At 73.4% G+C, this 12958-nt stretch carries 12 protein-coding genes; 4 read left to right on the forward strand and 8 right to left on the reverse strand.

Annotation, left to right across the window (positions count from 1 at the left end):
• Window positions 1-9: 9 nt before the first annotated feature.
• Window positions 10-225, reverse strand: coding sequence for an MbtH family protein (locus M4J07_RS17270; protein WP_255972825.1), 216 nt, complete (start codon window positions 223-225; stop codon window positions 10-12).
• A gap of 496 nt (window positions 226-721) precedes the next feature.
• Entirely contained in the window at window positions 722-877 is a 156-nt protein-coding gene (locus tag M4J07_RS17275) for a hypothetical protein (RefSeq protein ID WP_255972827.1), read from the reverse strand.
• A 169-nt stretch (window positions 878-1046) separates the two neighbouring features.
• Here M4J07_RS17275 and M4J07_RS17280 point away from each other — a divergent pair, with 169 nt between their 5' ends.
• From M4J07_RS17280 to M4J07_RS17290, 3 genes are all read left to right on the forward strand, one after another.
• Complete coding sequence (locus M4J07_RS17280) at window positions 1047-1814, forward strand: thioesterase II family protein (RefSeq protein WP_255972829.1); 768 nt, start codon at window positions 1047-1049, stop codon at window positions 1812-1814.
• A gap of 86 nt (window positions 1815-1900) precedes the next feature.
• The gene (locus M4J07_RS17285) at window positions 1901-3076 is read left to right on the forward strand and encodes a serine hydrolase domain-containing protein (RefSeq protein WP_255972831.1); all 1176 of its coding nucleotides are present in this window, start codon (window positions 1901-1903) and stop codon (window positions 3074-3076) included.
• 268 nt (window positions 3077-3344) lie between these two features.
• Complete coding sequence (locus tag M4J07_RS17290) at window positions 3345-3986, forward strand: LmbU family transcriptional regulator (RefSeq protein ID WP_255972833.1); 642 nt, start codon at window positions 3345-3347, stop codon at window positions 3984-3986.
• Window positions 3987-4013: 27 nt separating this feature from the next.
• On the opposite strand, the gene M4J07_RS17295 is transcribed toward M4J07_RS17290, so the two are convergent.
• Window positions 4014-4658, reverse strand: coding sequence for an FMN-binding negative transcriptional regulator (locus M4J07_RS17295; RefSeq protein ID WP_305127821.1), 645 nt, complete (start codon window positions 4656-4658; stop codon window positions 4014-4016).
• A gap of 312 nt (window positions 4659-4970) precedes the next feature.
• Between M4J07_RS17295 and M4J07_RS17300 the strand changes: the two genes are divergently transcribed.
• On the forward strand, window positions 4971-6323 hold the full coding sequence (locus tag M4J07_RS17300) for a lysine N(6)-hydroxylase/L-ornithine N(5)-oxygenase family protein (protein ID WP_255972837.1): 1353 nt from the start codon (window positions 4971-4973) through the stop codon (window positions 6321-6323).
• An 83-nt stretch (window positions 6324-6406) separates the two neighbouring features.
• On the opposite strand, the gene M4J07_RS17305 is transcribed toward M4J07_RS17300, so the two are convergent.
• From M4J07_RS17305 to M4J07_RS17325, 5 genes are all read right to left on the reverse strand, one after another.
• The gene (locus M4J07_RS17305; protein ID WP_255972839.1) at window positions 6407-7249 is read right to left on the reverse strand and encodes a 4'-phosphopantetheinyl transferase family protein; all 843 of its coding nucleotides are present in this window, start codon (window positions 7247-7249) and stop codon (window positions 6407-6409) included.
• 35 nt (window positions 7250-7284) lie between these two features.
• Window positions 7285-9039, reverse strand: coding sequence for an acyl-CoA dehydrogenase (locus M4J07_RS17310; protein WP_255972841.1), 1755 nt, complete (start codon window positions 9037-9039; stop codon window positions 7285-7287).
• Window positions 9040-9275: 236 nt separating this feature from the next.
• Complete coding sequence (locus M4J07_RS17315) at window positions 9276-9473, reverse strand: DUF5302 domain-containing protein (protein WP_255972843.1); 198 nt, start codon at window positions 9471-9473, stop codon at window positions 9276-9278.
• A gap of 56 nt (window positions 9474-9529) precedes the next feature.
• Window positions 9530-12637 carry an acyltransferase domain-containing protein gene (locus M4J07_RS17320; RefSeq protein ID WP_255972845.1) on the reverse strand — a complete coding sequence of 1036 codons (3108 nt, stop codon included), beginning with the start codon at window positions 12635-12637 and terminating at the stop codon, window positions 9530-9532.
• A 30-nt stretch (window positions 12638-12667) separates the two neighbouring features.
• Window positions 12668-12949: an acyl carrier protein gene (locus M4J07_RS17325; RefSeq protein WP_255972847.1), complete on the reverse strand. Its 282-nt coding sequence runs from the start codon at window positions 12947-12949 to the stop codon at window positions 12668-12670.
• Between the last annotated feature and the right edge of the window lie 9 nt (window positions 12950-12958).

The raw sequence follows: 12958 nt of genomic DNA on the forward strand, positions 1-12958 counted from the left end.
GGGGCGCGATCAGTCCGCCGCCATGGCCTCGCGCAGGCTCTTGGGGCGCAGGTCGGTCCAATGGCTCTCGACGTACTCCAGGCACTCGGCCCTGGCCGCCTCGCCGAAGACCACCCGCCAGCCCGCGGGCACCTCGGCGAACGCCGGCCACAGGGAGTGCTGCTCCTCGTCGTTGATCACAACGCAGAAGCGGCCGGCCTCGTCATCGAAGGGGTTCGTGCTCAACTGGCACCGTCCTTAACCGTCGTGGTGTGACTCGGGATGGGGCTCCGCCGGGCCGGGTGCGGGACCGCACCGGGCCTGAGGTCGCCGCTCGGCGTTGTCCGGTCGACGGGACAACGAACGGGTGTCCGGTCGACGGGACACCCGGCGGTGGGGCGACTGCGGCGTTGCGACGTCACCGTAAGGAACCGGCCATCGGCGCTACAAGGGCGACGGGCCCGCCGGCCGCCCGTTCGTCCGCCGGGGTCCGTGCCCCGCCGGGATTCCCTGTACCGGGCCGGAATCGTGTGCCACGATGCCGGTCCGCGGCCCGGGGACGGCCTTCGGACCTGTCCGTGGACCTGTCTGCGGATCTGTCTGCGGACCTGTCTGGACCTGTCTGAAGACCTGTCTGCGGGCGGCCGTGCGGACCGACTAATTCCGGCCCGACAATGCGTCCTACAAGGGCAGTTGCCGCGCCCGGTCGGTACGGGCGGCCGGTGCGCCAGTGGCAGGTGCGTCAGTCGATGCCGCGGACGATGTGCGGCTCGGCCGTGACGGCCGCGTCGTCGTCGGCTCCGGCGAGCCGCAGCGGCGGTGCGCCGGCCCGTGCCGGGCGGCCGCCGCCATGGGGGTGGCCGGGCGTTTTGTCGGACCTCTGCGCGTCGTCGTTCACCGGTTCGTCCTTCCGCCGGACTGCGTCGTCCTGGGCACAGCCGCCTCTCGCGAACCTGCTCACGGTAGCGACGCTCCCCCGGCGGCCCGGTCGAGTCCGGCTCGGGCGGGCCGGCCGCGGCGTGCCGTGCCGTGCCCCCCAGACGTGCGACCCGACCCGAGGGAGACCGATGGACAGCACCCGACCTGCCCTGCGCCTGTTCGTCCTGCACCACGCCGGCGGCTCACACCTGCTGTACCGCGACTGGCCGGCCGGGCTGCCCGCCGACTGGGACGTGCGGCTGCTCGACGCGCCGGGCCACGGCCTCCTCATGGACCAGCCACAGATCGCGGACGCGGGCCGCCTCGCCGACCACCTGCTGCACGAGATCGCGCCCCGGCCCGACCGCCCCTACGCCCTGTTCGGGCACAGCATGGGCGCTCTGCTGACGTACGAGATCACCCGGCGGGCCGTCGAGCGGGGCCTGCCGCCGCCGGTGTGGGCCGGTGTCTCCGCCCGCTCCGCACCCCAGACGCCCCGGTTGGGAGCCCGCTACCACCACCTGCCCGACGCCGACCTGCGGACCCGCCTGCGGCAGCTCGGCGGCACCCCCGACGAGGTCCTGGACGCCCCGGACCTGTGGGCCCTGTTCGCCCCGGTCATCCGCGCCGACCTGCGGCTGGTGGAGACCTGGCGGCCCGACCCGCGGACCGGTGCGCTGCCCGTGGCGCTGTCCGCCTTCGCCGGCGTCGACGACCGCTCCGCGACACCGGGGCGGATGGCCGGCTGGCGGGAGCACTCCACGCACTTCCTGGGGCTGCGGGTCTTCGACGGCGGCCACTTCTACTTCCAGGACGACCCCGGACCGCTGCTCCGGCAGATCGAACGGGACGCGACCGCGGCACTCGACGCGGCGTGCACGACGGCACGTACACAGCGGACCACACAGACCGCATAAACCGCACGGACCGCGCGGGCGGACAACAGGCCGCACGTACGGAACTGACGCACATCAACCACCAACACGACTTTCAGGAGTGGGACATGAGCATGTGGAAGAGACCGAGGGCCACCGTGGTGGGTCTGGCGGCGCTCACGATCACCGCCACCGCCTTCACGGGCCCCGCCCACGCACAGCGGGACCCGGCCCCCACGGCGGCCGCGCACCAGGCGACGCAGCGGGCGATCGACGCGGCCGTCGCGGCCGGGGTCCCCGGCATCACCGCTGAGGCGCGCGACGCCGACGGGGTGTGGCGGTCGGCGTCGGGCGTGGGCGATCTGACAACGGGCGCGCCACGCGGCAAGAACGACCGGTTCCGCGTCGCCAACCTCACCGACACCTTCGTGGCGACGGTCCTCCTCCAGATGGTGGCGGAGCGCAAGCTCGGCCTCGACGACAGCGTCGAGCGCCATCTGCCGGGCCTGGTCACCGGCAACGGCAACCACGGCAGCCGCATCACGGTGCGCCAGCTGCTCAACCACACCAGCGGGCTGTTCGACTACCTCGCCGACACCGGTTTCGCCGAGACGTATCTGATGGGCGACGGCTATCTCCAGCACCGCTACGACACCCTGACGCCCGAGGGGCGGGTGCGGGTGGCGCTCGCGCACGAGCCGCTGTTCGAGCCCGGTGCCCGGCACGGGTTCTCCCACACCAACGACGTCCTGGCCGCGTTGCTCGTCGAGAAGATCGGCGGCAGGCCGTACGCGGACGAGGTGCGCCGGCGCATCATCGAACCGCTGGGACTCACGGCGACGTCCAACCCCGGCACGGCAGTCGGGCTGCCCCAGCCGAGCGGCCGCGCCTACTCCAAGCTGTTCGGCGCGCAGCCGGACCGGATCGACGACGTCACCGAGGTGAACACGTCGCAGATCTGGGGCAACGGCGACATCATCTCCAGCACCGCCGATCTGAACCGGTTCTACGGGGCCCTGATGCGCGGAAAGCTGTTCCCCGCCGAGCAGTTGGCGCAGCTGCGGACGACCGTCGACAACCCCGGCTTCCCCGGCTCGTCCTACGGTCTCGGCATCGAGCGGCTCACGCTGGGCTGCGGCACCACCCTCTGGTACCACGACGGCGGCACGGTCGGGTGGCTCACCCTGGCCGCGCTGACCGAGGACGGCCGCCACCAGCTCGCGTTCAGCTACAACAGCAACTACGGCGCGGAGACGATCCTCTCGGTGCTGAACGCCGAGTTCTGCCCCGCGCCCGCCTCCTGAGGTCCTCAACTCCTGAGCTCCTGGTCCTCCGCCGCCGGGGCAGGCCGCGTCCGGGCCGGGTGCAGTCCGGCCTGACGACGGCCTGCCCTTCGCTCAAGACTCACTGGGCAAGGGTTCGAGCGCCGCTCCAGCCCGCCTCGCAACACTTCTCGCCGGTTATGTGCACCCTTCCCATGGAGGCATGATGGCGCGTCAGGCCGGTCAAACCTCAGGGTCGCGTGGCGGCCCGGCAACCGCTCTCCTGCAACCCCCGCCGCACCGGGGCCAGGTGCTGACGACCAAGGTGGGCCTGCAGCTGCCGACCGTGATGGGCTACGACGACTGGGAGCGGGCCGGGCGCCAGCTCGCCGACGTCCTCGACTCGTCGTCCTGGTGGCTGGGCGACTGGCTCGTCTACGGCAAGGACCACTACACCGACCGGTACCAGCGCGGGATCCGCGCCGCCGGTCTCTCGTACCAGACCCTGCGCAACTACGCGTGGGTCTCCCGCCGCTTCGTGCTCGCCCGGCGCCGGCCCACGCTGAGCTTCCAGCACCACGCCGAGCTGGCGTCGATGCCGGTGGGCGAGCAGGACCGCTGGCTCGACCGGGCCGAGCAACGGCAGTGGACCACCAAGCAGTTGCGCGGCGCGATCCGGGCCGCGCGCCAGAGCCAGCAGCCGCCCTGCGCGCCCGTCGAGCAGAGCCACCGCCTGGACCTCCCCGGCAGCCGGTTGCAGTGGTGGTACAAGGCCGCCGAGCAGTTGGGCGTCGACTTCGAGCAGTGGGTGCTGAACACGCTGGACAGTGCGGCCGAGAACGCCCTGGAGGACCTCGTCGCGCTGGAGGACCGCAAGGAGGTCGCGCAGCTCAAGAGCGCGCGGACGGAGGGGCTCGCCGAGCGGGCCCGGCCGGTGGCCATCAGCGCCTGAGGCCCCGGCCCACCGGCCCCCGGCGGGTCAGGGCAGCCGGCTCATCAGGCCGGCGGTCTCGCGCCGGTACGTGCACGCGCTCTGCCCGAACGAGTCCCGCACCCGCTCGCGCACCTCGCAGGGCTGCTCCTGGCTGAGCTTGAACATGCCCTCGGCGCCGGTCACCCGGAACCGGAAGGCCCCGACGGCGGGCACGATCTTGCGGAAGTAGCCGAGCGACTCGGTCATGTCCCAGCCGTTGCCGAACGCCCCCTCGAAGGCGCGCACGGTGGACTGCACCACGCCCAGCGTCTCCTCCGTCGAGTCGATCTTCTCGACCACGCCCCGGACGTGCACCGCGGTGAAGTTCCAGGTCGGGGCCGCCGGCGACTTCTCGTACACGGTGGGCGACACGTAGGAGTGCGGTCCGGTGAACGTCAGCAGCAGGACGCTGCCCGTCTCCAGTGCCGCCCAGTGCGGATTCGCCCGGTTCAGGTGCCCGAGCAGGGTGGTCCCGGGCAGCTCGCCGGTCGGGTCGCCGGACGTCTCGGGGTCGAAGATGACCGGCAGGTGGGTGGCGTAGGGACCGGTCTCCGGACTGCCGTTGGTCACGGCGAGCGCCAGGGGATTGCCGCGGATCAGGTCCACCATCCACGAATGGTCCGGTTCGCGGTAGAAGCTGGGCACGAACATATGGATCGACCCTTTCAGCAATTGGCTCAGGGCATGGCTCCGGCACGGGGCCGGCACGGGGCATGGCTGATCGCATTGCTCCGGGCGTCTGCGCCGTAGGCCGCGCCACGCAGAGCGGTTGAGAATTCGCGCCGACCGTACCGTTGTCCCGTCGACGGGACAACGCTTTCGGATATCGAGCGGCTCAAGTGGCGCTCAATCGGGCCTCGTTCGGTCTTCAAGTTGCTTTCTGGCCGTTCTCCGGGGCAACACTGGGGACGGGTCTCTCGGGCCACAGGACGAGTTTTCCAGACGCGAACGGGAGAATTTTCTATGGGCATAACGGGCAGGCGCAGCGGGGAGATCTTCGACGTGGTCGGTATCGGGTTCGGCCCGTCCAACCTCTCGCTCGCGATCGCCTTGGAGGAGCACGGGACGAGCGCTCCGCAGCATCCGGTCACGTCTCATTTCTTCGAGCGTCAGCCCTCGTTCGGCTGGCACCGGAACATGCTGCTGCCGTCGACGACCATGCAGATCTCGTTCCTCAAGGACCTGGCGACCTTCAGGAACCCGATGTCCCGGTTCAGCTTCGTCTCGTATCTGCACGCCTCGAACCGGCTGGTGCAGTTCGTGAACAACCAGGACTTCTTCCCGACCCGACAGGAATTCCACCAGTACCTGGAGTGGGCGGCCGCCGGCCTCCGCGACCGGGTCTCGTTCGGCGCCGAGGTCACCTCGATCCGGCCGGTGGACGAGGACGGCGGGCAGGGCTCCGGTCTCCTGGAGGTCGAGGTGCGCGGCGGCGACGGCACCACCCGTGTGGTCACCGCGCGCAACGTGGCGATCTCGACGGGCCTGGTGCCGCGCCTGCCGGAGGGCGTGACCGCCGACGAACGGGTGTGGCACAGCTCGCAGTTCCTGAGCCGGTTCAACGCGCAGGCGCCGGACGACCTCAAGAGCGTGGCGGTGGTCGGCGCCGGCCAGAGCGCGGCGGAGATCACCCGCTTCCTGCACGACGCGCTGCCGCACGCCGAGGTGTCCGCGATCATCCCGTCGTACGGCTACTCCATCGCCGACGACACCCCCTTCGCCAACCAGGTGTTCGACCCGGGCGCGGTGGACGAGTACTACTTCGGCACCGAGCGGGCGCAGGACGCGTTCTGGCGCTACCACCGCAACACCAACTACTCGGTGGTCGACTCCGACGTCATCCGGGACCTGTACCAGCGCTCGTACGACGAGCAGGTGCGCGGCAGCCGGCGGCTGCACTTCCGCAACCTCACGCGGGTCGCCGAGGTGAAGCGGGCCGGGAGCGGCACCCGGGTGGTGCTGCGCTCGCTGCTCGACGACCGGACGGAGGAACTCGCCGTCGACGCGCTGGTGTTCGCGACCGGCTACGACGGTCTCGACCCGTCCCACCTGCTGGGCGACTTCGACCGGCACTTCGCGCGCGACGCGGCGGGCCGGCACCGGGTGGAGCGGGACTATCGCCTGGTCAGTACGTCAGGGCTGACCTGCGGTGTCTATCTGCAGGGCGGCACCGAGCACAGTCACGGTCTGACGTCGTCCCTGCTGTCGAACATCGCGGTGCGCAGCGGTGAGATCGCCGATTCGATCGTGCTGCGGCGCACCGAGCGGGAGCTGGGCCGGGCCCGCCCGGTGGAGGCGGCGCCCTCGACCGCCTGAGGCGGCCCGCCGCGGGGCGGGTGCCGGGCCGCGGCCCGGTGCCCGCCCCGCGGCGGTCGTCGTCAGTACCGGTCGGCCGGTCGTCAGTACCGGTCGACGTCGAGGAGTTCGGTGACGGCGCCCATGAAGCCCTCGTCGAGCATGGTGCGGGCCGCCGTGTCGCGGGAGGTGTCCAGGCCGGCGTCGTGCCGGGCCACGCTGAGCATGTAGCGGCCGAGGACGCGGTGGGTGGCGAAGGACCATTCGCCCCGGGCGGCGGGCCTGCCGTCGGGGGCGAGCAGATCGCCGCTGCCGACGCCGAAGCCGAACTCGGTGAAGCCGAGCCGCAGTCCCTGCCCCAGCGCCTTGGTGTAGGCCTCCTTCAGGGTCCACAGGCGCAGCATGGCGGCGGTGCGGTCGGCGTCGTCGAGGGGGTCGAGGTCCGCGCGCTCGGCGGGGGTGAGGACGTGGCCGCTGAGCAGGTCGTACGACATGCGGCGGTCGGCGGGTTCGGCGTCGACGCCGATGCGGCCGTCCCGGCTGACGCCGACGGCGATCAGATCGTCGGTGTGGGTGAGGCTCACGTCGATCTGGTCGAGGCCCCGCAGGTACGGGCGGCCGCCGATCTTGTACGCGAGGTCGAGCTCGACCGGGTCGGTGTGCAGGGCGGCGGCGGCCGTGTACTTGGTGGCGAGGCGGGAGGCGACGAAGCGGTAGCGGACGGTGGGGTCGGCCGTGCGGCGGTAGCGCGGCCAGTCGCGGCCGAGCAGCGGGCGCAGCGAGGGTTCCGTGACGGCGGCGGTGAGCCATTCGCCCCAGGTGGTGTGGACGACGGCGTTGCCGTAGCGGTCCATGGACTCGCGTACCCGGTGCCACGGGGCGTCAGGGCCGCTGACGTGGAGCGGTGTGCTGATGCGGTCGGCGCCGCCGGGGATGACGGTCGTCAAGGGGCCTTCCTTCCCTGGAGCGTCGTGGCGGGGTGTCATGGCGCGTGGGAGACCGCGTCGAGGTCGCAGCTGAGGCCGTCCCGGTGGCGGCGGACGAGTTCGTCGAGCAGCTGCGCGTGGACGCTGTCGGGCAGGTCGGGCACGGGGATGCCGAGCCGGCCGGCGAGCCGGGACAGGGCGAGGACGGCCCACGCCGGATCGGCGAGGAACGGGTCGCTGCCGTCCTGGTGCTCCCAGATGCCGAGGACTCCGGCGGCGCCGACGACCCCTGCGTAGCGGTCGCTGAGCACGACCACCGCCGGGTCGGTGAGGGCGGCGCCGGACGTCGGCAGGCGCCGGCACTGTTCGCGCAGGGCGCGCAGTTCGGTGCGGAACGCCTCGGCGAGGTCGGCGAGGGCGCCGAGGGTGCCGGACGTGCCGCGTGCGGGGGCGAGCCGGTCGGCGCTGCCCACCAGGGAGGCGGCCATGAAGTCGCCGCCGCCGGCGATGCCGAGCAACCCGTAGTCCAGGTCGGGCAGTTCGCTGCCGGAGCGGAACAGCTGGGGCGGCGGTTCCTCCTCGGCGAACCAGGAACGTTCGGCGAGACCGCGCAGCTGGGGCACGAGCACCGCCTGGCAGGAGGCGCTGCCCGCGTGGCCGAGTCCGGCGACGGGCAGGTCGCGCACGAGCTTGTCGAGCGCGCCGTAGACGGGGCTGGCGTGGTCGTAGCCGCGCGCGCCGAGGACGGTGGCGAGTTCCTCCAGGTCCTCGCGGAGCAGGTCGGGCACCACGTACTTGACGGCGGCGGCGTAGACGTGGGCCTGGGTCGGCAGGAGGGACAGGGCCCGCAGCACGACCGTGGCCATGGCGTCGCAGGCCAGCAGGTCGGCGAAGACGCCGGCGAGCGGCTTGTGCCAGCGCTTGGCCACCGGTGCGGTGCGTCCTTCGGTGACGGCCCGCACGGCGGAGTGCAGCACGGTGCCGACGGCCGAGGTGACGACGCCGCAGATCACGCTCCGGTTGACCTGGAACACCCGCAGGGCGACGCCCACTCCGTCTCCTTCGGCGCCGACCAGCGCTTCGGCGGGGACGGGGCAGTCGGTGAACTCCAGGCCGGAGAAGAGCGCGCCGCGCATGCCGGGCAGCGCCACGCGCGGCAGTCGCTGCACGTGGCCGGACCCGGCCCGGTCGGGGTCGAGGAGGAGGACGGAGTGGCTGCGGGGTCCGCGGGCCGCGTCGGTGCGGGCGTAGACGACCTGGAGGTCGGCGCGGGCCGCGTTGATGATGACGTCCTTGCGGCCGTCGAGCCGGTAGCCGTCGGCGGTGCGGCGGGCGCTGAACTCGTGGCGCAGGATCGCATTGGCGTGAGCGAGTTCGTGGTGCAGGATCGTCGCCCGGCCGCCGTTCAGGAGCAGGTCGGCGACGTCCTGGCGCTGCCGCGCGGTGCCCGACGTCCAGACGGCGCCGGCGGCGAACAGCGAGGTGATCCCGTAGCCGAAGCCGAGGGCGACGTCGCGCCGGAAGACGGGCCGCAGGGCGCGTGCCAGCAGGTCGGCGCGGGTGAGCAGGCCGCCGTGGGCGGCGGGCACCAGTTCGGCGCCGAAGCCCGCCCCGGCGAGCAGGGTCTCGGTCGCGGCGGGCGGCTCGCCCCGGTCGTCGGCGGCGAACAGCGCCTGCAGGCCGTGCGGGTTCGCCGGGTCGTAGGGGTCGCCCAGCAGCGCCTCGAGCCGCGCGGCTCGCGCGTGGGCGTCCGCCTCCGTCCGTCCGAACGGCGCGCCCGGGGGGTGGATGATCTCGGCGGTGATGGTCATGGCGGCGGTGGTCAGCTCCCTCGTCGCACGGCACCGGGGCGCAGCGTGCGCACCCGTATCCAGACCTTCCACGGCTCCCCTCGAGTCCGGGTGGAGGTGCCCTCGACAGATGCTCCGGCGCTCGTGCGGCGGTTCTCCGGCGGTTCTCCAGCGGTTCCGTGGGCGGCACGGTCCGCAAAAAAGCTGCGGCACCCCGGGGTCGGGGTACCGCAGCATGGTCCGGAAGAGGTCGTCGGTCAGCCGGTCTTACGGCGGAAGTTTCGCTTCTGGCCTGCGGGGTTGTTGCCCATGTTCTTGACCTTGGCGCGGCCTTCTTCGTGTGCCTGCTTGGCCTGCGAGGCCCGCGACTTGCGCTCCAGCGCCTCCTTGAATTTCGCGCGAACCGTTTCCGCGTCGTCGCCCTCGCCGCGGTTGCTCTGCGGAGTCTCGGTCATGCGGTTCTCCTTGCCGTAAGGATCAGCCCTGCCGGAAGTGCACGGCATCACCACTGTCACGACCGGAGCTGGACGCTCACTTGAACGTCGCTCGATGAGTGATCACGCTCCGGTCGTGCTGAAACCCGGTGGCGAGCCGCGGGTGCCGGCTCGCGCTGGAAAGCATAGATCGGCAGATCGACCGGGGCACCGGTGGCGAACACCCGCTCCCAGGCGATGGCCTGTCCCGCCACGTGCAGCGCGCCCAGTGCCCGGACCAGCGCCCGCACTTCGCCCAGGGGTTCGTCCGGGTCGCGCGCCGCGTCCTGCGACGCCACGAGGACGGCCGGTTCCCGCACGCACGACGCACCGGTCGTGGCGGGCGTCGCGGCGGGCCCGCACTCCACGAAGCGGCCCACCCCGGAGCGCTCCAGGGTGCGTACGGCGTCCGCGAACCGCCCGGTGTCGCGCACCCAGTACGCGGGGTCCGCCACCTCGCCGGCCGACGCCGGGCCGCCCGTCACCGCCGACACCCACGCGATGGACGGTTCGCGGAACGCGCACGCGGCGACGGCCCGCGCGAACTCGTCCGGCACCGCGCCCCGGTGCGGGGAGCGCAAGCCGCGCGACGCCGCGACGAGCCGTGCCGCGTCCGTCAGGCCGAGGGCGCCCGCCACGTGCGCGGCGGCCACCTCCCCCGCTCCGTGGCCGGCCACCGCGGACGGTGTCACGCCCCACGACTGCCAGAGCCGGTACAGCGCGACCTCGACGGCGAACAGGGCGGGCCGGGCGAACTCCGGTTCGTGGATCAGCGCCGCGTCGGGGCCGTCCTGCGCGGCGAACAGCACCGCCACCAACGGCAGGCGCAGATGCGGGTCGAGCGCGGCGCACACCTCGTCGAGGGCCTGCCGGTACGCGGGGAAGTGCGCGTACAACTCCCGTCCCACGCCGCTTTGCCGACCGTCCTGGCCGGGGAAGAGCAGGGCGAGGCCGGGTCCCGTGACCGCCGTCCCCGTGACGAGGTCGGGGTGGCCGCGGTCGTGGGCGAGGGCGCGCAGGGCCAGCGCCGCCTCCGCGGCCGACGATGCGACGACGCCGGCCCGGTGCTCCAGGTGGGGGCGGTGCCGGGCGGCGGTGTACGCCACGTCGGGGAGTCCCGCGTCGGGTGTGCCGTCGAGGCGGTCGGCGAGCCGGGCCGCGTTGTCCGCGCGGGCCCGTGCGGTGCGGCCGGAGACGGTGACGGCGACCGGCCCGGCCGCGGCACGGCGCCGGCGACGGCCGGTGACGGCGCCCCAGTCGACGTCGGTGCCGTCGCACCACAGTGCGGCGGCCACGTCCTCCAGGGCCTGGCGGGCCGGGCGGTCGCGGTGGCCGGTGCTCAGGATGCGCGGCTGGTCGCCGCCGGCCCGGTCGAGGCCGCGCCGCAGCGCGAGGCGGGCCACCGGATGCGGGGTGATCTCGACGACGCGCAGCCTCCGTCCGTCCGCGAGCGCGCGGGTGGCGTCGGCGAGGCGGGCGTGGCTGCGCATGCCGCGCGCCCAGTACCCGGCGTCGAGGTCCGCGCCGTCGACGTATCCGCCGGTGCTCGTCGACCAGAACGGGATCGTGCCGGGGCCGTTGCGCAACGCGCCCAAGGACCTTCTCAACTCCGGTGCCAGGCAAGCACGTTGGGCGCTGCGCCGGGACCAGGCGGTGATCAGGCGGGCGCCCTCGGCGAGCGGCAGCGCGCCCGCGACGACCGCGGCCGCCACTTCGCCGGTGCCCTGTCCGAGGACGACGGTGGGCTCGACGCCCCAGGCGCTCAGGGTGCGGGCGACGGATGTCTGGAGGGCGAACAGGACGGGCTGGACGACGTCGGCGCGCGCCAGGCGCGAGGTGTCGGGCCCGGCGAGGAGTTCCGCGGTGACCGACCAGCCGGTGAACGGCAGCAGGGCCCGGTCGCAGGCGTCGAGCGCGGCCCGGAAGGCGGGTTCGCCGAGCAGGTCGCGGCCCATGCCGAGCCATTCGCCGCCGCGCCCGGAGAAGCAGTAGGCGAGCGCGTCCGGCCGGGCGGCGCCGGACCGGGCGTGCCGGTCGACATGGGTGCGCAGCGCGTCGGCCAGTTCGCCGGTGCGGTCGACGGTGGCGACGGTGCGGTGCGTGCCGGTGGCGCGGCCGAGGAGTTCGGGCGCGTACCAGGAGCCGCCCGCGCGGACCCGGCGGGTCAGTTCGTCGGCGGCCGCGCGCAGGCCGCTCGCGCTGTCGGCGGCGAGCGGGACGAACAGCCGTGGCCGGTGCGGGGGTTCTTCCAGGGTCACGTGGGTGCCGGTGCCGCTGACCACGGCGTGGCGGCGGGCGTCGCCCGGCCACGGGGTGCGGTCGGCGCCGGTGTGCAGGCCGGCCGGGAGCTCGCCGTGGTGCAGGGCGAGCGCGGCCTTCGTCAGGGCCACGACGCCCACGACCCCGTCCGAGCCGCCCTCGCCCCCGTCGCCGACCTGGATCTCGGCGGGGGCGAGGGGCAGGATGCGGGCCGGGTCGTCCGCGGGGGCGCTGTCGCGGATCAGGGCGTGGACGCGGTCTCCGGCGGCGAGCGCGTCGGACAGCCGCCGCAGTACGAGGATGCCGCAGCCCTCGTCGCGTACGGAACGGGTGGTCCGCGGGCCGGGCGGCGCGCTGACGCCGCCCGCGAGGGCCAGGTCCGCCGCTCCGTCGCGCAGGGCGCGCACGGCGAGGTGGACGGCGGCGAGCGAGGAGCCGCAGGCGGTGGCGACGGCGAGCGGGTGGCCTTCGGGGACTTCGAGGGCGTGGGCGATGGCGACGGGGACCGTCGGCGCCGTGGTGCCCATGAACACACCGGTCCGGCCGTGCGCGACGGCGTCGTGGACGATCCTGGCGTCCTCCAGCGCGGCCCAGGAGGTCTCCAGGGCGATGGTCCGCGCGGGGTCGAGGCGGCGGGCCTCGGCGGCCGGGATGCGGAACAGGTCCGCGTCGAACCCGGTGACGTCGTCGAGGAAGCCGCCCGTGTCGGCGCCGTCGAGCAGGGCCTGCCACAGCGCGTCGGGGGTGTCGATGCCGCCCGGCAGCCGGCAGCCGATGCCGACGATGGCGATCGGCTCGGGATCGGGCGCGCGCCCGCGCTCGGGCTGCGCGGCGGGCGCGGGGTACTTCCAGACGGTCGGGTCGGTCGGGTCGGTCGGGGTGGGCATGGGGCGCTCCAGCCGGGGGGACATCCGCGCCTACCGCGCGAGAGGGGCGGCGAGTTTGCGCGTGACGAAGGCGTCGAGGGCGCTGACGGAGCGGAAGTGGTCGAGCTCCAGGTCATCCGCCTCGACGGTGATGCCGAATTCCTGCTCGACGAAGGAGACGAGCTGCATCGCGAACATCGAGCTCACGAAGCCGAGTTCGAAGATGTCGGCGTCGTCGTCGAGGGCGTGCACCGGGAAGAAGCGGGAGAGGTACTGCGCGATCCGGTCCCGGGTCCCACCGGTAGCCGTACCCCTGAGCGTGTCCTTGTCCATGGATGGTTC

This window comes from Streptomyces longispororuber (assembly GCF_024448165.1).
GTDB lineage: Bacteria > Actinomycetota > Actinomycetes > Streptomycetales > Streptomycetaceae > Streptomyces > Streptomyces longispororuber_A.